21 protein-coding genes, 1 tRNA gene and 4 pseudogenes are annotated in these 25,576 nt (G+C 68.5%); 15 read left to right on the plus strand and 11 right to left on the minus strand.

Features of this window, described 5'->3' with window-relative positions; translation table 11 throughout:
- From ACQPY0_RS52815 to ACQPY0_RS52830, 4 genes are all read left to right on the plus strand, one after another.
- Nucleotides 1-447 (plus strand): MarR family winged helix-turn-helix transcriptional regulator, encoded by a 447-nt coding sequence (locus ACQPY0_RS52815; RefSeq protein ID WP_432979469.1) that lies wholly within the window; start codon nucleotides 1-3, stop codon nucleotides 445-447.
- 53 nt (nucleotides 448-500) lie between these two features.
- Nucleotides 501-893: a hemerythrin domain-containing protein gene (locus ACQPY0_RS52820; RefSeq protein WP_432979472.1), complete on the plus strand. Its 393-nt coding sequence runs from the start codon at nucleotides 501-503 to the stop codon at nucleotides 891-893.
- A 62-nt stretch (nucleotides 894-955) separates the two neighbouring features.
- The gene (locus ACQPY0_RS52825; protein WP_432979476.1) at nucleotides 956-1,639 is read left to right on the plus strand and encodes a response regulator transcription factor; all 684 of its coding nucleotides are present in this window, start codon (nucleotides 956-958) and stop codon (nucleotides 1,637-1,639) included.
- Nucleotides 1,632-2,696: a sensor histidine kinase gene (locus ACQPY0_RS52830; RefSeq protein ID WP_432979479.1), complete on the plus strand. Its 1,065-nt coding sequence runs from the start codon at nucleotides 1,632-1,634 to the stop codon at nucleotides 2,694-2,696. The genes ACQPY0_RS52825 and ACQPY0_RS52830 overlap by 8 nt, the downstream gene beginning before the upstream one ends.
- Here the strand turns inward: ACQPY0_RS52830 and ACQPY0_RS52835 are convergent.
- Nucleotides 2,632-3,414 carry an S-methyl-5'-thioadenosine phosphorylase gene (locus tag ACQPY0_RS52835; RefSeq protein ID WP_432979482.1) on the minus strand — a complete coding sequence of 261 codons (783 nt, stop codon included), beginning with the start codon at nucleotides 3,412-3,414 and terminating at the stop codon, nucleotides 2,632-2,634. The genes ACQPY0_RS52830 and ACQPY0_RS52835 overlap by 65 nt on opposite strands.
- 265 nt (nucleotides 3,415-3,679) lie before the next feature.
- On the opposite strand from ACQPY0_RS52835, the gene ACQPY0_RS52840 reads away from it, so the two are divergent.
- The 3 genes and pseudogenes from ACQPY0_RS52840 to ACQPY0_RS52850 form a co-directional block, all read left to right on the plus strand.
- Nucleotides 3,680-4,234: a YqgE/AlgH family protein gene (locus ACQPY0_RS52840; protein ID WP_432979485.1), complete on the plus strand. Its 555-nt coding sequence runs from the start codon at nucleotides 3,680-3,682 to the stop codon at nucleotides 4,232-4,234.
- A gap of 73 nt (nucleotides 4,235-4,307) precedes the next feature.
- A tRNA-Ala gene (locus tag ACQPY0_RS52845) sits at nucleotides 4,308-4,380 on the plus strand.
- Between the two features lie 446 nt (nucleotides 4,381-4,826).
- Nucleotides 4,827-5,540: pseudogene (locus tag ACQPY0_RS52850) on the plus strand (ISAs1 family transposase); the annotation flags it as partial.
- 178 nt (nucleotides 5,541-5,718) lie between these two features.
- Here the strand turns inward: ACQPY0_RS52850 and ACQPY0_RS52855 are convergent.
- Nucleotides 5,719-5,934, minus strand: a pseudogene (locus ACQPY0_RS52855) (transposase); the annotation flags it as partial.
- A 280-nt stretch (nucleotides 5,935-6,214) separates the two neighbouring features.
- Nucleotides 6,215-6,577, minus strand: a complete 363-nt coding sequence (locus tag ACQPY0_RS52860; RefSeq protein WP_432974356.1) for a hypothetical protein — start codon at nucleotides 6,575-6,577, stop codon at nucleotides 6,215-6,217.
- A 267-nt stretch (nucleotides 6,578-6,844) separates the two neighbouring features.
- Here ACQPY0_RS52860 and ACQPY0_RS52865 point away from each other — a divergent pair.
- Nucleotides 6,845-7,039: pseudogene (locus tag ACQPY0_RS52865) on the plus strand (transposase family protein); the annotation flags it as partial.
- Between the two features lie 138 nt (nucleotides 7,040-7,177).
- Here ACQPY0_RS52865 and ACQPY0_RS52870 read toward each other — a convergent pair.
- Nucleotides 7,178-7,387 (minus strand): hypothetical protein, encoded by a 210-nt coding sequence (locus ACQPY0_RS52870; RefSeq protein WP_432979488.1) that lies wholly within the window; start codon nucleotides 7,385-7,387, stop codon nucleotides 7,178-7,180.
- Between the two features lie 649 nt (nucleotides 7,388-8,036).
- On the opposite strand from ACQPY0_RS52870, the gene ACQPY0_RS52875 reads away from it, so the two are divergent.
- The 4 genes from ACQPY0_RS52875 (at nucleotide 8,037) to ACQPY0_RS52890 (ending at nucleotide 12,389) form a co-directional block, all read left to right on the plus strand.
- Entirely contained in the window at nucleotides 8,037-8,738 is a 702-nt protein-coding gene (locus ACQPY0_RS52875) for an ABC transporter ATP-binding protein (protein WP_432995791.1), read from the plus strand.
- A complete protein-coding gene (locus ACQPY0_RS52880; protein WP_432979491.1) occupies nucleotides 8,732-10,603 on the plus strand; it encodes an ABC transporter permease in 1,872 nt (623 codons plus the stop codon). Before ACQPY0_RS52875 ends, ACQPY0_RS52880 begins: the two co-directional genes overlap by 7 nt.
- Before the next feature lie 62 nt (nucleotides 10,604-10,665).
- Entirely contained in the window at nucleotides 10,666-11,742 is a 1,077-nt protein-coding gene (locus ACQPY0_RS52885) for a sensor histidine kinase (protein WP_432979494.1), read from the plus strand.
- A complete protein-coding gene (locus ACQPY0_RS52890; protein WP_432979497.1) occupies nucleotides 11,736-12,389 on the plus strand; it encodes a response regulator in 654 nt (217 codons plus the stop codon). The genes ACQPY0_RS52885 and ACQPY0_RS52890 overlap by 7 nt, the downstream gene beginning before the upstream one ends.
- Nucleotides 12,390-12,687: 298 nt before the next feature.
- On the opposite strand, the pseudogene ACQPY0_RS52895 reads toward ACQPY0_RS52890, so the two are convergent.
- Nucleotides 12,688-14,043 (minus strand): annotated as a pseudogene (locus ACQPY0_RS52895) (IS1634 family transposase); the annotation flags it as partial.
- Nucleotides 14,044-14,114: 71 nt separating this feature from the next.
- Here ACQPY0_RS52895 and ACQPY0_RS52900 point away from each other — a divergent pair.
- Nucleotides 14,115-14,357 (plus strand): hypothetical protein, encoded by a 243-nt coding sequence (locus ACQPY0_RS52900; protein WP_432979500.1) that lies wholly within the window; start codon nucleotides 14,115-14,117, stop codon nucleotides 14,355-14,357.
- A gap of 172 nt (nucleotides 14,358-14,529) precedes the next feature.
- Complete coding sequence (locus ACQPY0_RS52905; RefSeq protein ID WP_432979503.1) at nucleotides 14,530-15,576, plus strand: hypothetical protein; 1,047 nt, start codon at nucleotides 14,530-14,532, stop codon at nucleotides 15,574-15,576.
- Between the two features lie 134 nt (nucleotides 15,577-15,710).
- Here the strand turns inward: ACQPY0_RS52905 and ACQPY0_RS52910 are convergent, their stop codons facing one another.
- Complete coding sequence (locus tag ACQPY0_RS52910; RefSeq protein WP_432979506.1) at nucleotides 15,711-15,941, minus strand: TetR/AcrR family transcriptional regulator C-terminal domain-containing protein; 231 nt, start codon at nucleotides 15,939-15,941, stop codon at nucleotides 15,711-15,713.
- Nucleotides 15,942-16,218: 277 nt separating this feature from the next.
- On the opposite strand from ACQPY0_RS52910, the gene ACQPY0_RS52915 reads away from it, so the two are divergent.
- The gene (locus ACQPY0_RS52915; RefSeq protein WP_432979509.1) at nucleotides 16,219-17,112 is read left to right on the plus strand and encodes an arylamine N-acetyltransferase family protein; all 894 of its coding nucleotides are present in this window, start codon (nucleotides 16,219-16,221) and stop codon (nucleotides 17,110-17,112) included.
- A gap of 962 nt (nucleotides 17,113-18,074) precedes the next feature.
- On the opposite strand, the gene ACQPY0_RS52920 is transcribed toward ACQPY0_RS52915, so the two are convergent.
- The 5 genes from ACQPY0_RS52920 to ilvN form a co-directional block, all read right to left on the minus strand.
- Nucleotides 18,075-21,317: an ABC transporter substrate-binding protein gene (locus tag ACQPY0_RS52920; protein ID WP_432979513.1), complete on the minus strand. Its 3,243-nt coding sequence runs from the start codon at nucleotides 21,315-21,317 to the stop codon at nucleotides 18,075-18,077.
- 184 nt (nucleotides 21,318-21,501) lie between these two features.
- Nucleotides 21,502-22,794 carry a dihydrolipoamide acetyltransferase family protein gene (locus ACQPY0_RS52925; RefSeq protein ID WP_432979516.1) on the minus strand — a complete coding sequence of 431 codons (1,293 nt, stop codon included), beginning with the start codon at nucleotides 22,792-22,794 and terminating at the stop codon, nucleotides 21,502-21,504.
- A gap of 13 nt (nucleotides 22,795-22,807) precedes the next feature.
- Nucleotides 22,808-23,740, minus strand: a complete 933-nt coding sequence (locus ACQPY0_RS52930) for an alpha-ketoacid dehydrogenase subunit beta (RefSeq protein ID WP_432995793.1) — start codon at nucleotides 23,738-23,740, stop codon at nucleotides 22,808-22,810.
- Between the two features lie 65 nt (nucleotides 23,741-23,805).
- The gene (locus ACQPY0_RS52935) at nucleotides 23,806-24,918 is read right to left on the minus strand and encodes a thiamine pyrophosphate-dependent dehydrogenase E1 component subunit alpha (RefSeq protein ID WP_432979519.1); all 1,113 of its coding nucleotides are present in this window, start codon (nucleotides 24,916-24,918) and stop codon (nucleotides 23,806-23,808) included.
- 80 nt (nucleotides 24,919-24,998) lie between these two features.
- The gene (ilvN, locus tag ACQPY0_RS52940; protein WP_432979522.1) at nucleotides 24,999-25,541 is read right to left on the minus strand and encodes an acetolactate synthase small subunit; all 543 of its coding nucleotides are present in this window, start codon (nucleotides 25,539-25,541) and stop codon (nucleotides 24,999-25,001) included.
- Between the last annotated feature and the right edge of the window lie 35 nt (nucleotides 25,542-25,576).

The raw sequence follows: 25,576 nt of genomic DNA on the forward strand, positions 1-25,576 counted from the left end.
ATGGACGCCGCCCACGCCTGCTCGACCTTCCTCGTCCGCCACGCCTGGCTCGCGCTGCGCGGCGTCGTCGCCGAGGCCCTGGTCCAGCACGAGCTGTCGGTCGCCCAGTTCGCGTCGCTGCTGATGGTCGACGAGACGCCGGGGCTCTCCGTGGCGGACGTGGCCCGCAAGGTCTCCACCGCGCGCCAGTCGGCCAACGAGATGCTCGGCGGCCTGGAGCGCGCCGGGCTGGTGGAGCGCCGCCCGCACCCGACCGACCGGCGCTCGCAGCAGATCTTCCTGACCGACGCCGGCCGGGCCCGGCTCGCCGAGGCCGTGCCGACCGTGAAGGCCGTGGAGGCCCGCCTGGCGGCCGGATTCAGCGCGGACGAGCTGGCCGTCGTGAACGCCTGGCTGACCCGGATGACCGCGGCCGCCGCGCCGGGCGAGGAGATCCCCACGCTCTGACCTAGACACAGGTGTGTCCCGTGTCACACCATGGAGTGGGCGGGAGGTGTGCCATGGAACTGCTCGTCGGCATTCGACGCATGCAACACGCCATCCAGACGCCGGTCGGTGACCCGGCGTTCCGACCTGCGGTGAGTCGCGCGGTCGAACAACTCAAGGTGGCATTCGCGGAGCACGTCGAAGTGACCGAGGGCCCGGCCGGGCTCTACGCGGAGGTCCTCGGCGACGCGCCACGGCTGGCGCCCCACCTCGACGATCTCGTCGGCGACCACCGCTCGGTGTGGACGGCGCTGGACGAGCTCGAGGGGCGCCTGTCGCACCGGGACCCGGCCGAGGCCGTCCGGTGGCAGGCGGACCGGCTCATCCGCGAGGTGTGGCAGCATCGGCAGCGGGGCGCGGACCTGCTGCACGAGGCGTACGAGACCGACCTCGGCGGCGAGACCTGACGGTTCGCTTACGGCCGTCCGGCGCGTGAGGCGCCTCGCCGTTCGCGCTCTACGCTCGAACGATGGGGCAGCGCGTGCTGGTCGTCGACGACGATCCGACCGTCAGTGACGTCGTGCGACGATACCTGGAGCGCGCGGACTTCAGCGTGCGGCTGGCCGGGGACGGGCCGGGGGCGCTGGAGGAGTACCGCCAGGAGCGCCCCGACCTGGTCGTGCTCGACCTCATGCTGCCGGGCATCGACGGGCTCGAGGTGTGCCGCCGGCTGCGCGCCCAGGACCCCGCGCTGCCGATCATCATGCTGACCGCACTCGGCGAGGAGTCCGACCGGGTGCTGGGCCTGGAGATCGGCGCCGACGACTACATCACCAAGCCCTTCTCCCCCCGCGAGCTGGTGCTGCGCGTCCAGTCGGTGCTGCGCCGCGCGTCACCCCCGCCGGCCGCCGCCGGCGACCTGGTCGACGGCGACCTGCACGTCGACGTGGCCCGGCGGATCGCCACCCTGCGCGGTAAGGAGCTCGCGCTCACCGTGCGCGAGTTCGACCTGCTGGTGTTCCTGATGCGCAATCCCGGCCGGGTGCTGCGCCGCGCCGAGCTGCTCGAACAGGTGTGGGGCTGGACCTTCGGCGACCAGTCCACGGTCACCGTCCACATGCGACGGCTGCGGGAGAAGGTCGAGGACGATCCCGCCGAGCCCGAACGCATCCTCACGGTGTGGGGCGTCGGATACCGGTACGAGTATGCGTGACGTGCTGCACACGTTCCTGATGGCCCTGAGCGGGTCCCTGCTGGTCGCCCTGGCCGGCCTGGGCGCGCTGCGCGTCCTGCGCGGGCGCTCGGTCACCGCGCACATCGCGGTCATCCTGCTCGTCACCGTGCTCAGCGTCCTCGCCGGCATCCTCAGCGCCGCCATGCGCATGTTCATCTCCGACCACGACCTGCACGTCCTGCTCATCGTCGTCGGCACCGCCGCCACCGTCTCGCTCGCCGTCGGGCTTTGGGCCGGCCGCCGGCTCGCCCGGGCCAGCATGTGGGCGGCCGAGGCCCGCGAGCGCGAGCGGGAGGCCGAGGCCCGCCGCCGCGAGCTCGTCGCCTGGGTCTCGCACGACCTGCGGACTCCCCTCGCCGGCCTGCGCGCCATGGCCGAGGCCCTCGACGACGGCGTCGTGTCCGACCCCGGGACCGTGGCCGACTACCACCGCCGGATCAGCGCCGAGACCGACCGCATGGCCGCGCTCGTCGACGACCTGTTCGAGCTGTCCCGGATCAACGCCGGCGCGCTGCGCCTGTCGGTGTCGGACGTGCCGCTCGGCGACGTGGTCTCCGACGCGATCGCCTCCGCGACGCCACTGGCCGCCGCCGGGCACATCAGCATCGTGGCGGAGCCGTCCTCGGGCTGGCCCGTGGTCCGCGGCTCGGTCCCGGAGCTCTCGCGGGTGGTGAACAACCTCATCCGCAACGCGATCCGGTACACCCCGCCGGACGGCACGGTGACCGTCACCGGCGGCCAGGACGACGGCGGCGGCTGGCTCGCGGTCAGCGACACCTGCGGCGGCATACCCGAGGCGGACCTGCCCCGGGTCTTCGACGTGGCGTTCCGGGGCGCCACAGCGCGTACGCCCGAGAAGAGCGCCGGCGGCGGACTGGGCCTCGCGATCGTCCGCGGCCTCGTCGAGGCCCATCACGGCGCCGTCGCCGTCGACAACGTCGGCGCCGGCTGCCGTTTCGTGGTGCGGCTGCCTAGCGCAGACCGTCCAGGGCGTGCCGGCACGGGTCATCAGGCCGCTCCGGCAGCCGCGGGATGACGTCGAGCAGCACCTGCCGCAGCCGTGCGGTGTTCTCCCCGAAGACCCGGAAGACCTCCTCCTGGGTGACCCCGTGGTCGCCCTCCACGCCCGCGTCGAGGTCGGTGACCAGGGCGATCGAGGTGTAGCAGAGCGCCAGCTCGCGGGCCAGCACCGCCTCGGGGTGACCGGTCATGTTCACGATCGCCCCGCCGATCGCCGTGAACCACCGCGACTCGGCCCGCGTGGAGAACCGCGGCCCCTCGACGACCACCATCGTGCCGTCCCCGGCCTCGATCCCGTGCTCGGCCGCGACCTTCTTGACCGTGTCGCGCCCCGTCGCGCAGTACGGGTCGGCGAAGTTCACGTGCACCGCCCCGTCGTCGTAGAACGTCTGAACCCGGCCCGAGGTCCGGTCGATCAGCTGATCCGGCACCACGAAGGTGCCCGGCCCCAGCTCCGGCCGCAGCCCGCCGACCGCGCACGGCGCCAGCACCTGCGCCACGCCGATCTCCTTCAACGCCCACAGGTTCGCCCGATAGGGGATCCGGTGCGGCGGAAACCGGTGATCCCGCCCGTGCCGCGGAAGAAATGCCGTCCGCCGCCCGCCGACCGTGGCGACGGTGATCGGGTCCGAGGGTGGGCCATAAGGTGTGTCGACCACGTGTTCCTCGGCGTCGTCAAGGAGCGCGTAGAGGCCCGAACCGCCGATGACGGCAACGTCCGCGAGTGAGGTCACGGAACAGACCCTAACCGCGACGCGCGGGTCAGGCTATGGTGCGAGACATGACCCTCGCACCCCCCTTCGCGAAGATCCACTCGGCGCGTCCGGTCCCCGGCCGCCGGGCCGGTGATGTTTGCTGGTGGTGCTGATGTCCACGCACGGGGATCTCGGCGGGATGGAAGGCTACCCGTCCGGCCAGCCTCCGACCGGACGCGGCTCACCCCGCCCCGGATCATCCGGCACGGGCCGGGGCACATCGAGACAGCGTCGAGGGAGGCCGATGGAGTCGTTGACCGGGCGCCTGCTCGTGGCCACACCCGCGCTCCGCGACCCGAACTTCGAGCGCACCGTCGTCCTGGTGGTGGCGCACGAGGAGGGCGGCGCGCTCGGCGTAGTGCTCAACCGCGCCACGGAGGTTCAGGTGGCCGACGTCCTGGGCGGCTGGGGCGCCCTGGCGGGCGAACCCCCGGTCGTCTTCGAGGGCGGCCCGGTCCAGCCGGAGGCGGCCATCTGCCTGGCCCGCACCCGCCCCGGCGTCGAGGACCTGGCCGGCTTCAACCGCGTCTCCGGCGCCGTAGGCACGGTAGACCTCTCCAGCGACCCCGACCTCCTGGTCGCCGGCGTCCTGGGCGTCCGCGTCTTCGCCGGCTACGCGGGCTGGTCCCCCGGCCAACTGGAACGCGAGATCGAGGGCGGCTCCTGGTTCGTCTTCGACGCCCTGCCCAGCGACGCCTTCGCCCCCCGCCCGGACGACCTGTGGCAGATGGTCCTACGCCGCCAGGGCGGCCTGATGGCGGCCGTGGCCCACTATCCGGCGGACCCGACGCAGAACTAGGGGAACCCGATGTGACCACCCCGCTGGGTGTGTGTACTATTCCGTGAGTGCCCGCGAGAGCGGCACGGAAGATGGGGCCGTGGCGCAGCTGGTAGCGCACCACACTGGCAGTGTGGGGGTCAGGGGTTCGAGTCCCCTCGGCTCCACCCATCTTCGCAGGTCAGTCGGCATCCATCATCGATGGGTGCCGATTTTCGTGCTCACAGTGCTCACAGTGCTCACAGTGCTCACAGGTTGATCACACAATCGCCCCACACTCGCCTTCCCGGTAGCCGGTTTCATTCGCAGTTAGCGGCTTGGTTGACCTGCGGATTTGTCCATCGTCCACGCATGCGCCCTTGGCCGGGCTGAGGTGTGGTACCCCACATTCTGGTGTGGTGCGGTCATTGCCGCGTACTGCTGATTCGTCCGGATGCGGCGCTGTTGGCCATGGCGTCGGGGCCGGGGTCAGGGCCCCGGCAAAGTCATGATGGGTGTCCGGCTTGAGGTGATTGGTGTAGACGCGCCTCGTCTGGAGGCAGCAAGACGGGCATGACCTGTTCGGAAGATCATCAAGGTTCCTACGCCATGTTGATCGCCGCCGAAGTGAGCCATGCCCGCATCGCCATCATCGCTGATCGCCTCGTTGTCCCACGCACCGGCCGGACTCTGCGGGCTCCGCCCACCGGAGTTGACCGCCGGCCTGCCCACAGCCCTGGCCGCCGTACCCGATCCACGCGCTCCCCGCGGTGTCCGTCATCGGCTGGCCGTGGTGCTGACCGCAGCGGTCTGCGCGGTGGTGGCCGGCTACCGCTCCTACACCGCGATCGGTGAGTGGGTCGCAGATCTACCCGCCGGAACAGCGCTGCTGCTGGGGATCGACACAGACCGGCGGCCGTCCGAGGCGATGATCCGCAGACTGCTCCAGGCCGTCGACCCCGATCTGCTCGCCGCCGCGATCGGGACCTGGCTCGCCACAAGGATTCCCGAGCCGGCGCCCGGCTCCAGAAGGGCGATCGCCGTGGACGGCAAGACCATGCGGGGCTCACGCACCCGCCACACCACCGCCCGGCATGTCCTGGCCGCTGCGGACCAGCACACCGGGTCCGTGCTCGCCAGCACCGACGTCGACAGCACCACCAACGAGATCACCCGCTTCACCGCGCTGCTCGACCAGCTCCACGACCTGGACGGCACCGTGATCACCGCCGACGCGCTGCACTGCCAACGCGACCACGTCACCTACCTCGCCCGGCGCGGCGCCCACTGGATCCTCACTGCCAAAGGCAACCAACCCACCCTGCACCACCAACTCGCCGGCCTGCCCTGGCGGCTCGTCCCGGTCGCTGACCGCACCACCGACCGCGGCCACGGCCGCCGGGAGATCCACGAGTTCGCGCCTCCTGCGTCACGACGTGGCCCTGCCCCGACACGACCAGAGCTGCCCGCGGATGAGCGAAGCCGGTTCTTCGATCATCTGCTGACTGTCGCGCAGCGCGCGGACAGCGGTTCCACTCTTCGAGGCGGCGCCAGCAGGTCATCCCGGACCCGGACCCGAGTTCCTGCGGCAGGAACTCCCACTGGATGCCGGTATGTAGCGCGAACCGGATCCCGGACAACACCTGCCGATCCGGGATCCGGTTCCGCCCCGGGCGCCGCGGATCACGCGGAACGGGCTTGGGCAGCAACGGTTCGATGCGTTGCCACAACCCGTCGGGCACGGTCCACGGCGGCTGCTCACCTCGCCGCACAGATCAAGATGCTAGATCACCGTCCACAAGAGACGCCAGACCATAGACAATCTTTGTTAGGAACTCTAAGTGGCAATGAGCGACAAACCCGAGACCGTGTGGGCCGGCTAGAACGACGACATGCGCGCTCTCGCGGCCTCACTCCGACCGCCCTGGTCACTGCGGCCAACGAGGCGGGTCCAGGTTTTTCGTCCAGTACCGCCCTTTACATCGACCGAGGGCTTTCGAGACCCGGAAGCGTCCTCGCCGCTCATCGACATCCCGCCCTAAGGTCAGCCGCGCTGAGAAGTCCGTCCCGGCGTCCGCCCCTCGCGGCGGTGTCGAGCTGATTGAAGAGCCGGGGCTGCGCCACGATGCTCGCGGAGTGTCGCACGGCCGGCGAGAAATTCGAGCTGTTTGCGACTGCGATCAGGTCGGTCAGGCCGATGAGTCCGTCGTGACGTCCATTTCGAGCGGACTCTATCTGCCGGAAATAGGCTTGGACAGTTTCGATGGCGATGACATCCGTGGTGTTGCACGACGCAGCAGAGGCGGGACCGGCCGCTATGGCAACACCGATTCCAGCAAGTGTAAACGTGACCGCAGCAGCCATGACCTTGCGGCTCTTGTGCATCTCTTTCCCTTTCGCTCGTGTTCGCAGCGGTTAACCCCCGTCAGCCCCGCGCACACTCGTGCAGTCAAGGCGCGCGCTATGGACGGACATCTGCAGCTGACGGAAATTCTAGGTACTCGCCAACAATGCCTTAGTACGGCCCTAGAAAGCAAGTAGGCCTAGCATGTATTTCCCCGTCGCGCCGACGGCCCGACCCGAAAGACTCTGACTGGAGCGGGCTAATTTTATTAGCTGGTGTGAATGTACCGGCATATCGGCGGGCTCACCAGCGCGAACGTGATGACGTTCGCGGACAAGGGTTACCAAGCAGCAGTCGGCAGCATCCGCGAGCCGTTCAAACGTCACCGGCGGCGGCCGTCACGACGGCAGAAGGCCGTCAACCGACCACGCCCGTATCCGCGCCCTCGGCGAACGCGCTGTCGCCATCCTCAAGACCTGGAGAGAGTCCTGGTCAAGTTGCACTGATGCCCACGCCGCGCCACTGCGATCGTCCACGCTGTCCTCACCCTGCACCACGTCGAACCGACCGCTGCCCACGATGAAAATGGGCTCGTTGTACAGACCCGCAAATGGCGCAGCTCAGGAGGACCCGTCCGATTGTCAGCGCACGGCCAGCTCGATGAGTTCCGGGTCCCCGCTGCGCCAGCCAGGCACGGACACGGCGACGTAGCGTGCGGTCGCCGGCGCGGCGAAGGGTGTGTAGGTCGTCGCGTCGGTCGAGGTCGTGATGGCGGCTGCCAGCCGGGCGCCTCCGGTCCAGTTGAGCATGACCGTGTTCACGGTGCGGGCTGCGCCTAGGTCGACGACCATCCGCCCGTCCGGGCCGGGGTGCCACGCGGTGCCGGGGTCGCCATCGACGGCGTGGGGCCGGTTCGCTCATGCCGGCGGGCAGGGGCGAGGTGGGAAACGTGGTACGACCGCGCGCCAGGTCGGTGGTCGGGGTGACGGGGCCGGTGATCGCCTGGCGCCCCCGGCGTGCGCCCGCTGGAAGGTACGCCAGTCGATGGGCCGGGTCGGCTCACGCCTCGACAACGCCGTGGCCGAGGCCACCTTTTCCACCATCAAGGTCGAGTACATCCACCGTCACCAGTTCCGCACCCGCACCGAGGCCGGCTGAAGATCGCCACCTGGATCACCGACTTCTACAACCGCCGACGCCGCCACTCCGTCTGCGACGGACGCTCACCGATCGACTACGAACGATCAACCATCCGCGTCCTGGAGGACCAGGCCGCATAACCGAGTCCTCCACGATTCCAGGGGATTGACACTTTGAATTCCCAGGAATGCGGAGCGGGTGGATCGTCCGCGGGAACGCAACTTTCGTTGATTCGACTCGCATCGTTATGGGCTGGTGACGACAGGTGGCCAGCGGCGAGAGTGGAGAAACGTGAGAGATGACTGGAGGAGTGCTGTTTTGAATGCTCAGGGTGCAACTATCGCGGCCGAGGCAGTGGAGGTGTCCAAGACCTACGGGCGCGGTGGGACCGCGGTGGTCGCGTTGGATGGGATCTCAGTGGTCATCCCGCGTGGCCGACTCACCGCGATCATGGGCGCATCGGGATCCGGCAAGTCGACTCTGATGCACTGCCTGGCCGGCCTCGACACCGTCACGTCGGGCCAGGTCCGGATCGGCGGAGTGGAACTGACCAAACTCGGAGACCGAGACCTCACCCGATTGCGCCGGGACCGGATAGGTTTCGTCTTCCAGTCGTTCAACCTGGTGCCTACATTGACGGTGCTGGAGAACATGATCTTGCCGTTGGAACTCGCGGGCCGCAAGCCCGACCGGCACTGGCTGACCGAGATCATCGATGCCGTGGACATGGGCGACCGGCTGAAACATCGTCCCGGTGAACTGTCGGGCGGTCAGCAGCAGCGGGTGGCATGCGCGCGGGCCCTGGCCGGACGACCGGAGATCGTCTTCGCCGACGAGCCGACCGGGAACCTGGATTCCCGCTCCGGCACCGCTGTACTCGAGTTGCTGCGCCGCTGCGTCGACCTCCTCGGGCAGACGATCGTCATGGTGACGCACGACCCCCGGGCCGCCGCCTACGCCGACCAGGTCCTGTTTCTGGCGGACGGAAAGATCATGGCCGAACTGCAGCAGCCGACCCCCGACGCCATCCTCGAACACCTGACGAGGGCCGTGGCATGCTGAAAGTCACGCTGCGCAGCCTCCTCGCACACCTGGGCAGGATGGTGCTGTCCGGGCTGGCAATCATGCTGTCGGTCGCGTTCGTCGCGGGCACGCTGATGCTCACCGACACCGGTTCCACCAGCACGATCAGGAACTATCTGCTCGGCTTCGCCGGGCTCTCCGTCCTGGTCGGGGTCTTCCTGATCGTCAACACCTTCTCCGTACTGATCGCCCAGCGTACGCGGGAGTTCGGCCTACTGCGGGCGCTCGGCGCGAGCCGCCGCCAGCTGCGTCGCTCGGTGCTGGTCGAGGCCTTCGTACTCGGGCTGACGGGGTCGACCGCGGGTCTGGCGGCCGGCGTCGGGATCGCCGCCGCGTTGAAGGACGGGCCGCTGGTCGTCCGGCCGACCGTCCCGCTGGCGGCGTATCTCGTCGGCACTGGGGTCACCGTGCTCGCCGGATACCTGCCGGCCCGGCGGGCGGGCCGGGTGTCCCCGATGGCGGCGATGCGCGAGGCGCACCTCGCGCCGAGGCAGGCGTACCGGCTGCGCGGGATCGTCGGTGGAGCGCTGCTGGCCTGCGGTTGCGCCGCGCTGCTCGGCAGTGGCCCGCTGGTGGCCTTCGGTGTCTTCGCCAGTCTGCTCGGCGTGATCGTAGGTGGGCCGGCGCTGGTCGGCCTGCTCGTCCCCCCGCTGGCCGGCGTCCTGCCCCTGCTGTTCGGTGCGGTCGGGCGGCTGAGCCGACAGAACGCGCTGCGTAATACCCGGCGGACTGCGGCGACGGCCACCGCACTGACGGTCGGTGTCGCAATGGTGGGGTTGATCTCGGTATATGCGGCTTCGGCGGCCGACTCGGTGGACGCGCGGGTCGACCGGATGCTCGGGGCGGACTTCGTGATCAGGGCCGCGAGCGACGGCAGCCTGATCAGCAAGGGGACCGGAGACCGGACCTTCGGACCGGAGATGGTGGACCTCGCCCGTCGGGTCGACGGCGTCGGCACCGTCCTCCCGGAGATCGAGAGCCCGGTCCGCATCACGGCTAATGGGCGTTCCTACAACCTCCATGTGTACGGTGACGATCCGGGTTTCCCCGCGATGCTGAAGCACGACTACATCGCTGGAGACGCCCGGCAGGCCCTGGCCACCGGCAAGGTGATCATCGGTGCGGACCTCGCGAGGGAGAGCGGAGTGACGGTCGGCGGCACCGTGGAGTTGCAGGCGTCCGGCGGCCCTGCGACGACGCTGACGGTGGGCGCGATCCAGGAGGTGGAGCCCTCCGGCGGCAGCCTGAACCGCTACCGGGGCGCGCCGACCGTCGGCATCGACGTGCTGCGGACGATCGCCCATCAGGCCGCCCTGACCACGGTGTTCGTGACCTCGGCGGGTGACCCGGCGAAGGTCTACCCCGCACTGCGAGCGGCCTTCGCCGGAAATCCGCGGCTGCTCGTCGAGGACCACGCCGCCTACAAGCAACGGGCGAGGGCGGACCTCGACTCAGTGCTCGCCCTGGTCTACGCGCTGCTCGGGCTGACGATCCTGGTCGCCTCCCTCGGGGTCGTCAACACCCTGGCGCTGTCGGTGCTCGAACGGACCCGCGAGATCGGCCTGCTCCGGGCCATCGGCGCGTCCCGCGCCCAGATCCGGCAACTGATCCGGCTCGAATCGCTGACCATCGCCGTCTACGGTACCTTGATCGGCCTGGCTCTCGGCTTGAGCTGGGGGATCGCGGTGCAGCGGCGCCAGGCGACCTTCCCCGTCCTGACCGTCCCGTGGCCGACGGTCCTCGCCGTGGTCGCCGGCGCGGGAGTCGTCGGACTGCTGGCCGCACTGGCACCCGCACACCGGGCCGCCCGGATGAACATCCTCACGGCGAGTCGTTCGCAATGACCGTCGCGAGGTGGCTCGACAAGCGGAGGTTGTCGCGATCCGCCTGGTTTGACAAGCTGAGGTTGTCGCGATCCACCTGGTTCGACGTCACGCTCGCGCTCACCGTGACCGTCCTGACCTCGCGGGGGATTCTGGGGCGCGCACAGGGCCTGGTTTCCTCGGACACGTCGGAACTCGCGGCCGTCCTGATCCATGTGGCCACCGGCCTGGCCCTGATCTGGCGGCGTCGCGCCCCCTTCGCCACAGGCATCGCCGTCGCCGCGCTGACGGTACTCAACCCGTCGCTTGCGTCGCTGTTCGGTGCATACGCGGTCGCCGCCTACGTGAAGCGCCGCTGGGCGGCCGCGATCACGGTGATGCTCGTCCTGGCCTACCTGCCCTATCCCAACCCACAACCGCGGAACATGATCGGCGCGGCGGCGATGATCCTCCTGCCTGGGGCGTTCGGCATCGCCGTCACCTATCGGCGACGGCTGACCCGAGAGCAGGAGGAACGGGCCGAACGGGAGCACGAACTGCTCGTCGAACGGGTCCGGCTGGACGAACGGGCCCGAATCGCCGGGGAGATGCACGACGTGGTCACCCACCGGGTCAGCCTGATGGTCCTGCAAGCGGGCGCACTGCGGGCGAAGGCACCCAACGACGAGGTGGCGGCCGCCGCCGAGGATCTCCGGCTCGTCGGACGTCAGGCCCTCACCGAGTTACGGGACCTGGTCAGCGTGCTCCGGTCGGAGCCGCAGGTCGGCGCTGCGGCGACCATCGCCCCGGCCGTCCTGGACGTCACGGACCTCATCGACGCCTCCCGCACGGCCGGGATCTCGGTCATGATCCTCGTCGAGGGGCAGGCCAGGGCGGTCCCGCCGCTCGTCGGTCGGACCGCCTACCGGGTCGTCCAGGAGGCGCTCACCAACGTGCACAAGCACGCGCCGGACGCCGAGGTTCGGGTCTCGATACGCTACGAACCGGCGGCGCTGGCGATCACCGTTGCGAACGGTCCCGCCGAGCGTCCCCCCGACCCGGTTCTCGGCTCCGGCGGAACCGGCCTGGCCGGGCTCCGCGAACGCGTCCTGATGGCCGGCGGCACCCTGCGAACCGGTCCGACACCGGACGGCGGATTCGAACTGGAGGCCCGATGGTGATCCGCGTGCTGCTGGTCGACGACGAGACAATGGTCTGCGCGCACCTGCGGACCATCCTGTCGCCCGCCCACGACATGACCGTGGTCGGCGAGGCCCACGACGGGGCCGAGGCCGTCGAGGCCGTGATCCGACACCGGCCCGATGTGGTCCTCCTCGACCTGCACATGCCCGGCTCGGACGGCCTGACCGCGCTCGAGCGGATCGCCACCTTCCCTCAGCCGCCAAAGGTCGTCGTGCTGACCACCTTCGACCTGGACGCCTACGTTCTGCGCGCCCTCCGCGCCGGGGCCACCGGGTTCCTGCTCAAGGACACCCGGCCCGAGGACCTGATCGGCCTGATCCGGGTCGCCGCCGACGGTCACACCGTCCTGTCCCCCGCCACCACCCAGCGCCTTGTCACCGCCTCCGCCGACCGCGACGCGACCCGCCGCAAAGCCCGCGCGGCCATCGCCTACCTCACCGAGAGGGAACTCGAAGTGCTCGCCCTCATAGGCAAGGGCCGGTCCAATGCCCAGATCGCCGGCCATCTCCACCTCACCGAGGCGACCGTGAAGAGCTACGTGTCCCGGATGCTCACCAAGCTTGGCTACACCAACCGCACCCAGGCTGGTCTCCTGGCCCAGGACGCCGACCTCGACTCCATGTGACTCGCACCCGCCGCCATCATGGCCAGCGGCACGGCCGCCGAGCGAAAGCCGCGATCGAAGCCCTCATCGCCGAAGTCCAAACTCCCTGAGACTGTCAGTTTGGGAATTGGACAACGTCGGACGTCGGACCAGCGTTTCCCCTTGCCGGCATGGTCTCACCTGGCCTGGTGTGTTCCCCGCTGACACCGCATCCCGCGTTCCGCAGTTGGTGGGCAGACGATCATGCTGGATCTGGGCTGTGGGCTGCGAAAATGGGCAGGGTGAGGCCGGATGGTCGTGTGCCTACGCGCGGACCTGGTCAGGCGGGGTGGATCGCGGTGATTCGCGGTGGTTTGGGCACGCCGACGGCGGTGAACAATGCCTGCTGTGATGCATTGAGAGATGTCGTTTGCAGGACCTGACCGTCGGGGCCCTGTAACAGGACCTGGTGGACCCGTGACAGCTGGGTGTTGATGACGTTCCAGGTCTGTGCGGTGCGCCGTTCGGCGACCCGCACGAGCAGCAGCGCCAGCCAGCAGAGCGGGACGTGGGCCTGGATGCGCTGGTCGAGGCGGTGGTAGACGGGCCGCAGTTCGATGACCTGCTTCATGTCGTGGAAGCTGCGTTCCGCCTCGAGGAGGTTCTTGTAGCCCAGGGCGACGTCCTCGGCGGACAGGTGCGGGTCGTTGGTCGACAGCAGGTACTTGCCGTCGAGCTTGGCGTCGGCGGCGACCTTCGCCCGGTTGACGACGAGCCGGCCGTTGGCCTGCTGGCGCAGGTAGCGGCCCAGCGTCGGATGATCGCGCAGGGCGCACTCGGCCCGCCGGTGTGGCTCGTCGTCGGCGATCTTGCCGGCGTTGGCGGCCTTCGCGCTGGCCTTGGCCCGGGCAGCGGCGATGCGGGCCAGTTCGGCCTCGATGCGGGCCAGGTGCTTGTCACGGGCGTGCTGGTCGCGTTCGGCCTCGACTGGGTTGTGGCAGATGATCCACCGCTTGCCCGGTGTCGCGTCCACGGTGACCTCCTTGACCCGCAGGTTGTCACGCACCACCTGGTAGCGGCCCTGCCTGGCGAGCGCGGCCTGGGCGTCGGCGCTGCCGTCGCGCATCCGTTCCCCGGCGATCCACCCGCCACCGGCCCGGGCCAGGTAGGCCAGGTTGGCATCCGAGGAGAACCCGCGGTCGACCACGGTGACCACCCAACCCAGCCGCCACCCGCGCAGATCGTCCTTGACCTGCGGGATCACCGTGGCGTCCGTGGTGTTGCCCGGCCATACCCAGCACCGCACCGGGATGCCCTCACGGGTGACGGCCAGACCGATGACCACCTGCGGCAGATCGGGCCGGTGGTCCTTGCTACGACCGAACCGGCGCAGCGTGGACACGGTGTCGCCGTCGGGGTCGTCCTCGTCGTCGAGTTCGAAGTAGGTGCTGGTGGTGTCGAAGAACAGCACGTCGACTTCCAGGTTGAGCAGGTTGGCCACGGCGAAGAACACCGTCTCCTGCACGGTGGCGTGTGCGCCGGCATCGGCGTCGATGAGCAGATCCATCGCCCGGTAGGCATGATCGGCGTCCATCTGCGCCAGCCCCGGCACGGCCACGTCCCAGTTCACCCAGTCGGATGCGGCCAGCTTCGATGCCGGCGCCACCGCGCGGTTGGCCACCAGCCCGACCAGCAAACCGAGCCCGCACCACAAGCCGCTTAACTCCCGTTGGCCTCAATCCCTTGACACGTTCCGAACGGCGCGACATGGTCGAGCGCATCAAGGCGGACACCGACGGCCGCGGCAACCAGGCGGTGCTGACCGACTTCGGTTTTGAACGGCTGCGCGAGGCGTGGCCCGACCACCTGCGCGGCGTACGCGTCATGGTGATGGACCATCTGCAGGGCTTTGACCTTTCCGCCCTGGCCGAGGCCCTGAACTCGATGATCGACAAGAACGACATGCGCGGCCCGATCGCCCGCCAAAGCTCACGTCGCTCCCAGGATTGATCCCACGACCGCGGACAAAGTCGGCGGGCTACCCGGCAGTACAGCACTGACTGACGGGGCGCCTTGAACCTGGCGAGCTGATCAACATCTGTAAGCGCACAACCGACGGCAGAAGAGTGTCACGCCGACCGAACATACCCACTCGCGCCGAACATCGATAAGGTCCATGCCCATGGCGCCGATTCAACAGCAAGCGATTCTCGTTGATACATCGACCCTGACGGAGCTCCGCTTAGACGATCCTGAGCGTCGGCCGCACCTTGATCATCGCGGAGCGGCTGCCGTTGAGGCTCTCGTCCTCTTCGACAAGGTCTACCTGGACGGCCGCACCGTCAACGCCGAATTGTCCGCATTTCAGTGGCAGGATGAACTCGACCACGGCTTCGTCATGGTCAACAACTCCTACGATGAGGTTCAGACGACCTACCATCGCGGCATGCAGCTGGCCGCGCACATCGCGGCTACTCCGCCAACTGCCGATTTTCTCCGGACCTCGACCTCCCCGATCGAACTGGAGAGGCCGTTGCGCTATACACCCGACGACCAACGGCTGTGGAGCGACCTCCGTGGCTACGTGGCGCACGAGATGTCCCGCGATACGGAGATCTTTATCGATCGTCTGATGCGTGACCTCGATATGGATCAACCGAGTGGTGGCATCATTCTCGCCCGTATGTGCTACTACCTCGCGCTGCAGGAGCAACTCGGCTCCTTGCTACTTCTTCACCCCACCAAGGGCTACGCCGCCGCGTCCAGCTACGGATACGCAAGTCGAATCCTCGATGTCTTCGACGATCGGGTCCGTCACGCCTACCAGCAGCGATACGAGCAGTGGTTGGGTCAGCCGGCGCAGGAACTGTCGACACCGCTGCTGGCCGGTTACGTGATGAGAGAGTCGGATCGCCGCGGGTGGAGCGTAGGACGGACGATTTCATGGCTTCGGACCACGGCCGAAGTCAGCCAGTTCCGGCAGGGTATGGCCGAACTCATGACGCGGATCGATGCCCAGGACCACATCGGTATCGACGAGGTCCTGTCCGAGCTCGAACGCGCGGCCGAACTCTGGTCCGCCCAGATCGGCGCGAAGCTCCCTCGTCGCACAATCGCGCTGCAGCCCGCCATCCCATTCGTCTCGCCCACAATCAACATACCGGCGCCAGACCCCATACGCACGCCCGGGAAGAAGCTCCTGGTGCTGGTCGAACGTTTACTCCGCTAATCGTTGACCTGCACGGACGGCCACCGCTGCGCGCAAGTGGTCGCCATGGCTGAAAATGCCTGGAAACGCCGTCCGCAACGCCAGGTCAAACGCGTCCTCATCGCTGCTCATCCTTTCGGCGAAACGCTGATCGGTTAGCTGGGCTGGCGACGGTTGGCAGCCACGAACGACTCGATGCCGTCGAGTACGCGTTGCAGGCCGAACTCGAACGTGTGCTTGGGGTCGTGGACTCCCTGGTAGTGCGTGGTGGCCGAGGTGCCCACGCGGACGGCGACGGCGTAGCGCTCCCGGTCGAGGACTCGGTCCAGCAGCGGCGCGAGGGTGGTCCACCACTCGGTCCCGTCCGCTCGGCCATTGTCGTCCATTCCAGGAGCGTCGCGGTCGCGTCCCGCACGTACGCCAAGACGAGGGCGAGCGTCGAGTCCATCTCGACGTCGGTCAGCCCGATCCCCTCGACGGTGCGCAGCTCGGCGTCGTACTTCCCGATCGCCGTCACGGGTCGCTGATCTTCCGGCGCTGCTGGTGGCGGTCGAAGCCGTACAGGCCGGCCTGACCGAGGTGCCCGTTGAGCCGAGGACGGAGCGTACTTTCCACCGAACCCCGGGCGGTTCACGTCCTCGGCCGGCCAAGAATAATGGAGCGATGTTCGAGTCGATGCCCCGATTGGGTGTGGATATCCAAAAGGCGTATCTCGGCCGTCTCGGTGTTGCGGCGGAACCGCCGTCGGTGGAAGGCATGCACCTGTTGGTACAGCGTCACGCCGAGCGCGTGCCGTACGAAACCTTGTGGATCCACGCCGGCGAGGCCTGGAACATCGACCCGTACGAGTCCGCGACGCGTATCGCTCTACAACGCCGGGGCGGCTACTGCTATCACATGAACGGGGCGCTGGGCCTGCTGCTCAGTTCGCTCGGTTACGCAGTACGCGGCCACGTCGGAGGAGTGCACGGCCCGGAAGGCCCTAACGCCGCCGCGATGGGAAACCACCTCGTCTTGACCGTCGAGCAGCTACCGAGCGACACGAACCCCGGCGGCGTCTGGTACGTAGACGCCGGGTTGGGCGATGCTCTGCACAACCCGCTGCCGCTGGTCGCGGGAAGGCACGATCAGCCGCCCTTCCAACTCTCCCTCGAGCAGGCTGCCGACAAATCGCAATGGCATCTGACCCATGACCCAAGCGGCGGATTCACCGGAATGACTTGGACCATGGCTCACGCGCACTTGACCGACTTCGAAGCCAAGCATCACTGGCTGTCGACGTCGCCGGAGTCCGGGTTCGTCCAGGTGGCAATGGCCGAACGCCGCGACGCCACCGGGGTGGACGTCATCCGCGGCCTGGTCCTGAGCCGGATCGGCGACGGCGCTCGTACCGCAGAGCCCGTCGCTCGCCGCGCGGAGTGGTTTGACCTGCTCGCCGACCTGTTCGATCTGCGACTGGACACCATGACCCCGCAGACACGTGATCGACTCTGGGTAAACGTCCTCACCGCCCACCGCCGCTGGCAAGCCTCACAAGCCACCCAGAACCGAGCCTGAACCTCGGCAGCGACGCATCCACCAGTTGCCCCTGACGCCGGTTACCTGCGGCCGCGTCGAGCATGGCCAAGTCGCCTCAACCCTCGCGGGGCGGGTTGGCGGTCGTCGAGGACCGCTTCCAACCCAAAAATCTTGCACCGCCGCTTGACACCCCAACCACATGGGACGTCTGCCAGGTCCGCGGCGCCAAGGGCGGGTACCGTGCACCCGTACAGCCTGGCCCCGCTCTAGTAGAGCGTTCCACCCGAAGACTCCGCTGACGCAACGGAGATGCGGCCACCGTCTCTGTGCGAGAGCGATCGCTCCAGTGCCAGTCCCGGGAACAGAACCTTTTGCCGGCTCTTTGCGTCTGGACAGGGCGTGGGCAATGTGCAGAGGCACCGCAGCGACGGCCGAGCGCTGCGCGACGCTACAGGTGTACGGTTTTGCGACCGGGTTTGGCTGATCTGGCGCATGTACGTGCGTCCGTCGCTGATCGTCATCGCGCTCATCACGACTTATCTGTCTTGGCTGTTGGCGACGCTGATTGTACTTCCTTGCCGGGCGGTCGCACGGGCCGCTGTGTCGGTGGCGCGTAACCGTCGTTACCGGCCCAGACGAGCGGAACCTTGTGCACGATGCTCCACCAAGAAGAGCACCTGGTGTTCCAAGTCGTCGATGAGCTGACTACCAATGAGCGCAGGCCCGCTTCGGACGGTTTACGAGGTGCAGCGTTCACACCCCACGGCGCTATCGTCATCCGAAAGCGCGAGATCGGTGGTGAATTGGTCTGGTTCGCACCGTGCTACATCCGTGCCACACCTTGAAGTGAATCACAGTTGCCGGCGGGGAATCAATTGTGCCGGAAGGCTTTGACGCCCCCGCGAACGCACCGTCCGGCCCGCACGCGGAAACCGCACGGCCGGCAGCGGCCGGTGGCGCCGTTCGACGGCGGTGCCGGGCGCTGCGCGGCGGACGCCGGGTCAGATGACGCCGAGACTGCCGAAGTCGTACATTCCGTAGTAGTTGTTCACGAAAACGTTCTTGAGGCGGGGGTTGCGGTAGTTGAGCGCCTTGTCGTACACGAACGGCACCATGACGGCCTCGTCCATGACGATCGTGTTGATCTGGCCCCAGATGGCCGCGGAATTCTGCGGGTCGGTCTCGTCGGTGGCCTTGTCGATCAGGCGGTTGATCTCGGAGTTGTTGAGCTCCGCGTAGTTGTTGTTCGCCGGCGGGGTCTGGCGGCCGTCGACCAGCATGGACAGGAAGCCGTAACCGGTCGGGATGTCGGCGCCCCAGGCGGCCATCATGAGGCCGTAACCCTTCGCGTGCACGTTGGACGGCGAACCGATGGTCGAACGAAAGTACACCGAGGGGTCGGTCTGGTCGAGGGTGGCGTTGATGCCGACCTTCTTCAGCGCCTCCTGCAGCGCCGTGGCGCTGATCGGTTCCTTGCCGGTGTTGCGGCTGGCGATCACGGTGTCGAACCCGTTCGGCTTGCCGCAGAGGGCCAGTTCCTCCTTGGCCTTGTCGATCTGCGGCTTGCCCGACTTGGTGTTGTACGGATCCAGCTTCGGGTCATAGCCGGCGATGCCCGGCGGCAACATGTTGATGGCGATGTCACCGCCGGCGTCCGGGCCACCGCGAGCGTTCTGCATCGCGACCTTGTCGGTCGCGTACTGCACCGCCTTGCGGCAGTGGACGTTGTCGAACGGCGCGACCTTGGTGCTGATCGAGAAGAACCGGATGTAGCCGGTGTTCGGCGCGTCCGCGTTTCGCTTGTTGGCGGCGTTCTGCAGAATCCGCGCCTGAGTGTCCGGCTGGACACCGATCTGCCCGACGTCGATGTCGGCGGTGCCGGAGATGAGCTGGTCGTCGATGTCCGCCGGTGCCGCCCCGATGGTCAGGTCGATCTCGTCCGGTAGCGCCATGCGCACGGTGTCGGTCGCCGGGTCCCACTTGTCGTTGCGCACCAGCACGGCCTTCTTGCCCGCCTCGTACGACTGGAACTTGTACGGACCGGATGAGACCGGCTTCTCGCCGTACTTCTCGCCGGTGTCCTTCGCCGCCGGTACCGGACCCGCGGTGGGCATGGCCAGGAGGTAGGGAAAGTCCGCCAGCGGTTTGGCCAGCGTGAACACGATCGTCTTGTCGTCGGGCGTCTGCACCGACTTCAGGCCGAGCTTGTTCGGGTCGGTGTCCTTGTACGGGCCCGGGTAGCTCTGGCCCTGGTCGAGCGCTTCCATGAGGTAGGTCGGGCCGCCGGCGAGCACGTCCTGGGCGAAGATCCGCTCGATGCCGTACTTGATGTCCTTCGAGGTGATCGGCGAGCCGTCCTCGAACTTGATGTTGTCCTTCAGCTTGAAGGTGTACTTCTTGCCGCCGTCCTCGATCGCCGGGAGCGCGGTCGCCAGGTCGGGAACCAGCTTGAGGCCGTCCTGGCCCGGCTTCGCCTGGTTGGTGAGCAGAGAGCGGACGTAGTAGCCCTTGCCGAAGTTCCACACCCACGCGTAGTACGTACGCACCGGGTCGAACGAGTCCGGTTCGCTGTTGACGACGAGTTTGAGCTTGCCGCCCTTCTTGTCGGAAGGGTTGACGACGCCGTTGATTGCGGCGTTGAAGGCGGGCGGCCCGCCGGTCGCCGAACTGGGACCGCTCGGCCCGTTGGAGCCTGAGTCTGCCTTGTCGTCGTCGCCGTTCAGGTGGGTCAGGAACGGCAGGCCGGCCAGGACGAGGACGACGGCGCTGGCGGCCAGGCCCACGACCAGCCAGCGACGCGAGCGTGGCGTCCCGGACGGTCGAATCCCTCCGGTGATGTCAGCCGGGGGCTGTGGTGGCGGCGCCGGAAAGCCGGGACCGCCGATGTTGGGAACCTGTGCGACGAACGGGGCGGTGGGAGGTGCCATCGGCGGGAGCGCCGCCGATGGGGGTGCCGTCGCCGACGATGCCGCGGCCACAGGAGACACCGGAACGGCCGCAGGAGACGCTGGTGCGACCGCAGGAGACACCGGTGCGGCTGCAGGAGACACCGGAACGGCCGCAGGTGACGCGGGTGCGGCCGCCGGGGTGATGGTCAGCGCCTGGTGCGGGAGGTTGACCGGGCTGGACGGGGGCTGTGCCGGCTGGGGAACGGAGACCGGGGCGTCCTCGGGTCCGGCCGGGATGGCGTGGACGGCGCCGTCGGCCACGACGAGCTGTGGCTCATCGAGGACCGTAGCGGGCTGGCCGGACGCTCGTAGCAACATGGTGGCCACCAGTGGTGTGCGGGTGGCGCCACCGACCAGGAACCAGCCCACGATGCTGTCCGGCCGGACGCGGGCCTCCCGGACGGTCGCCAGCGTCGTCGCGATGGTCTTGTGCAGCAGGCCGGTCGCCGCGCGTTCGAACTCCTCCCGGGTGACTATCACGTCGCGCTGGGCGGCGGCCACGTATATCGTCGCGGCCGACTGCCGGGTCAGGGCCTCCCTCGCCTCGCGGGCGTCATTCCACAGCGCCAGGCGGTGATAGCGCCCGGCCGGATCCCCCGGGTCGTTGATGGTCTGCCAGGCCTGCGGGGCCGACTCGGCCAGCGCTGCCCCGATATGGGACACGATCAGCGCGTCCAGGTCGAGACCGCCGATGTCGTCGATCCCGCGGTAGGCCAGCGTCTCGAACCCGGTGCCAGTGTGCTGCACGACGCTCGCGTCGAAGGTGCCCGCACCCAGGTCGTAGACCACGAGACACTGCCCGGGGGCGACACGGTTGCCCAGCACCGCGGTGAAGTAGCCGGCCGCCGCGACCGGCTCGGCCAGAAGCCTCGGCGTCGGCAACCCGGCCATCCGGGCCGCCTCCACCAGCACCCGGCGCCGCGCGGGCCCCCACGCCACGGGGTGCGTGAGCGTGACGCGGTCGACCGGGCCGCCGACGACCCGCCGGGCCTCGGCGACCACTCGGTGCAGCACCGCCGCGACGAGCTCGGCGACCGAGTGGACGCGGTTGCCGAGCAACACCTCAAGCTCGTCGATGCGCCGTTTCGGGTTCGGCTCGAACCGGCCCGGGTCGGCGCGGGCGGCTCGCTCCGCGTCGCGGCCGACCAGCAGGGGGCCCTCCACCGTGGCGAAAACCCCCGAGGGCAGCAGCGGCGAACTGTCGAACAGCAACGTCCGGCCACGCCCGTCAGGCCATCGCAGCACCGCGACGGTATTGGAGGTGCCGTAGTCGATACCCAGGTGAATACCGGTCACGCGCAGCAACCCTAGGCCACGCATCCAGCCACTACATCGGCCGAACCGGCGCCGTTGGATGGCATCCCCGGGCGCATTGTGGCGCGGCAGACCCCAAGCCCAGCCATGTCAGGGAGCGCTGTGAGCATGCCGGCATCCTCATACGGCCCGGTCGTCTGGGAGGTCACCGCGGCGTGTGACCGCCCTAGCGGGCCAGGGCCCGGGCCGGGTGTTCGAGCAGTTCCCCGATTTCGGCCAGGACCTTGGAGCCCAGTTCGCCGTCGACGAGGCGGTGGTCGAATGACAACGACAATGTGGTGACCGATCTGAGGCGTACCCGGCCCTTGTGGTTCCACGGCAACTGGCGGGTCTGGCCGAGGGCCAGGATCGCGGCCTCGCCGGGGTTGAGGATGGGAGTTGCGCCGTCGACGCCGAATACGCCGACGTTCGTGATCGTGAACGTGCCGCTACGCATGCGCTCCAGGGCGGTACGGTTCGCTCGGGCCTCGTTGATCAGTTCTGCCAGCGCGCGGGAGAGATCGGCGAAGTCGAGGTTCTGTGCGGCCGGGATGTTGGGCACGATGAGGCCTCGGGGGCTGGCGACGGCGATGCCCAGGTTGACGTCGTGGTGCTGGACGATCTCCTGTGCGGAGTCGTCCCATGACGCGTTGATCTCGTGGTGCCGGCCGAGGGTGAGGATCGCTGCTCGGGCCAGGAGCGTCAGCGGGGTGATCCTGAGGTCGCGGGTCGACGGTGCCGAGCGCAGGTCGGCGATGAGTCGGAGGGTTCGGGTGATGTCCACGCTGAGCCATTCGGTGACGTGCGGCGCGGTGAACGCGCTGCGCACCATCGCGTCAGCGATGTGCTTTCGGGCTCCCTTGACCGGGATGCGGACCTGCGCGGGTGTACCGGCGGCGGTGACCGGTGTCCGCTGTGCCGCCACCGCGAGGACGTCGTTCCGGGTGACCTGGCCGCGGTGCCCGGTCGGGGTGACTGTGGCCAGGTCCACCGACAGGCCGCGGGCGAGCTTGCGCACCGGTGGGCTGGCCGTCGGTCGGTCCGTCGGGGCGTGGGTACCCGCGCGCGGTATGGGGATTTTGCGCGGGCGGCGGGCAACGGCGCCCGCGGCGCGTACGCCATATCCGACGAGGACTGCGGCCGCAGACCCCTCAGCCGAGGCATCGGGTGCCGACACCTGCGACATTTCCGGCACTGGCTGGGGGTCGCTCTGGTCGTCGCCGGCCGGTGCGGCGATCGCTGCGGGGTCGCCGATCGTGATGATGGGTGACCCGACGGGAACGACGTCTCCGGCGGTGTGGAGGAGTTGCAGTACGGTTCCCGTGTAGGGGCTGGGGAGTTCGACCACGGCCTTGGCGGTTTCGACCTCGACGAGGATCTGATTGAGCTCCACGTGATCGCCGACGGCGACACGCCAGCCGATGATCTCCGCCTCGGTGAGGCCTTCGCCGACGTCGGGGAGCTTGAACTGATTGACCACGGACTACCCCCTTTCAGTGGGCCGTGACGCGGTCGACCGCGTCGAGCACTCGATCGATGTCGGGCAGGTAGCGCTCTTCGGCCCGGGCCGGCGGATAGGGAATGTTGTACCCGCCCACGCGCGCGATCGGTGCTTCCAGCAGATCGAAGCATCGCTCTGTGACGGCCGCGGCGATCTCGGAGCCGAGGCCGGCGAAGGTGGGCGCCTCGTGCAGGACGACGGCTCGCCCGGTCCGTGCGACCGAGGCGGTCAGCATCGGGAGGTCGATCGGTGACAGCGACCTCAGGTCGATGACCTCCAACGATCTGCCTTCCTGCTCGGCGACGGCGGCCGCGTCCAAGGCGGTGCGGACCGTCGGGCCGTACGTCATGACGGTCACATCGCTGCCGGGACGGACCACCCGGGCACGGTCGAGTCCCAGTTCCTCTGCGCCGGGCCGGCCGACGATGACATCCGCGGTGTCCCAGTAGCGTCGTTTGGGTTCGTAGAAGATCACGGGGTCGTCGCAGGCGATGGATTGCTGGATCATGGTGTGGGCGTCGGCCGGGCTGGCGCAGGCGACGACCCGAAGGCCGGCGGTGTGGCAGAAGTACGCCTCGTTGGACTCGCTGTGGTGCTCCACGGCACCGATGCCTCCGCCGACCGGGATTCGGATGGTGACCGGCAGTGTCAGGCGTCCACCGGAGCGTGCCCGCATCTTCGCCAGCTGGCTGACGATCTGGTCGAAGGCCGGATAGACGAAACCGTCGAACTGGATCTCGCACACCGGCCGGTACCCGCGCAGCGCCAAGCCGATCGCGGTGCCGACAATGGCCGACTCCGCGAGTGGACTGTTGAACACGCGTCGTTCGCCGAACTCGTCGAGCAGCCCGTCGGTGATCCGGAACACCCCGCCCAGCGCGCCGATGTCCTCGCCGATGATCACCACGGAAGGGTCGTCCGCCATCGCCTGGCGCAGGCCGGCGTTGAGCGCTCGCCCGAGCGAGAGCTTGGTCGGCGTCTGGGCGTCTATCACAGGAATGACTCCTCGTAGGCCGTGTAGGACGCCCGTTCGGCGGCCAGCGCCGCGGTCTTGTGCACCAGCGTGGCGTCGAAGACGTCCTCCAGCCGAGGCTCGGGGAGTCCCAGACAGGCGGCGCGTGCGTCCGCCGCGAGCTGGTCCGCTTCCTCGTCGAGATCGGCCAGCCAGGACGGGTCAGACCATGCGTTGTTGTCCAGATACGTCCGGAGGCGGTTGAGCGGGTCGCGGGCTTGCCAGCGCTGCGTCTCCTCCGTGTCCCGATATCTCGTGGGGTCGTCGGACGTGCTGTGCCCTGCCATGCGGTAGGTGCGGGCCTCCACGAAGCCTGGTGCCCCGCCAGCTCGGACGCGGTCCACCACGGCGAGGGTTGCGGCGTGGACCGCCAGCACGTCGTTGCCGTCGACGCTCACCGCATCGAGGCCGAAACCGGCGGCCCGCCGGGAGAACGCGGTCGCGGTCTGCTTGGCGGCCGGCGTCGAGATCGCCCACTGGTTGTTCTGGCAGAAGAACACGATCGGAGATCCGGTCACCGCCGCCCAGTTGAACGCTTCGTTCACATCCCCCTGGCTCGTCGCCCCGTCGCCGAAGTAGGTGAGCACGACCTCGTCCGTGCCGTCCAGGCGGACCCCCATGGCGTAGCCCGTGGCATGCAGCGTCTGCGTGCCCAGCACCAAGCTGTAGATATGCATCCGATACAACGCCGGATCCCATCCGCCGTGGCTGCAACCCCGCCACTGTGAGAGCAGTTCGGTTGGGGACAGACCGCGGAGCAGTCCCACCGCGTGCTCGCGATAGGCAGGAAAGATCCAATCGGTCTCGCGCAGCGCCCGCGCCGAGCCGACCTGGGCAGCCTCCTGGCCCCGGCTCGACAGCCACAGACCAAGTTCGCCCTGCCGCTGCAGGTGGTACGCCTCCTGGTCGAAACGCCGCGCCAGGACCATCTCGCGATAGCAGGATCGGGCCAGCTCCGGTGCAACGCGGACGTCGAGTCCGCAGTCCGGGTTCACCGTGCCGTCGGGCCTGAGGAACTGATGCATCACACCCTCAGCCCGGACCGGAACCTCGGCCGCCGTGGACCGCCCGCTCACCGCCCGGCCGGTCATGCGGCCTCCGCTTCGCTCCGGCCGCACGACCTCCCGGCTGAGCCCATGATGACCGGCCCCTCCGCTCCGCTCCGGACCGGTCATGCCGACACCACGCTCAGCGACGCGACGGCGTTCGGCCGGGATGCCGGGCGTCGCGCCCGTCGCACGCCGATCGCCCCGGATTGTGCGATCTCGGCAACCCCGAACGGCTCGACCAGATCCAGGAACTCCCGCTCTCGCCGCGGCGTCCCGGCGAACGAGAGCGTCACGGTCTTCGCGGCGACCTCAACGATCTCCGCGCCGAACGCACCCGCCAGTTCCAGCAGCTGACTTCGGTCCGCGCCGGCGACCGCGCTGACAGTCACCAAGGTGGCGGACCGGTGGTGCGCGACGTCGTCCGTCAGGACGACCACCTTCGCGACACCGACGATCCGGTTGATCCGCTTCAGGAGCATGTCGATTGCCGCCGGGTCCGTCGTCGCCACGCTCAGCTGCACCCGGCAGACACTGTCGTCGAAAGCAGCGTTGATCGAGGTGACGTCGACGAGGCGATGCGCAAGCACTCCGACCAACTCGCTCAACAAGCGTGTCCGGCCGGTCCCAGAAACACAGATGACACACGACGGCACGGCGACTCCCATCACCCAGCGAAGCAGCGTTGCACTTGGAATAGATC

The sequence above is a fragment of the Dactylosporangium sp. CA-233914 genome (genome assembly GCF_050942935.1).
Classification (GTDB): Bacteria; Actinomycetota; Actinomycetes; order Mycobacteriales; family Micromonosporaceae; genus Dactylosporangium.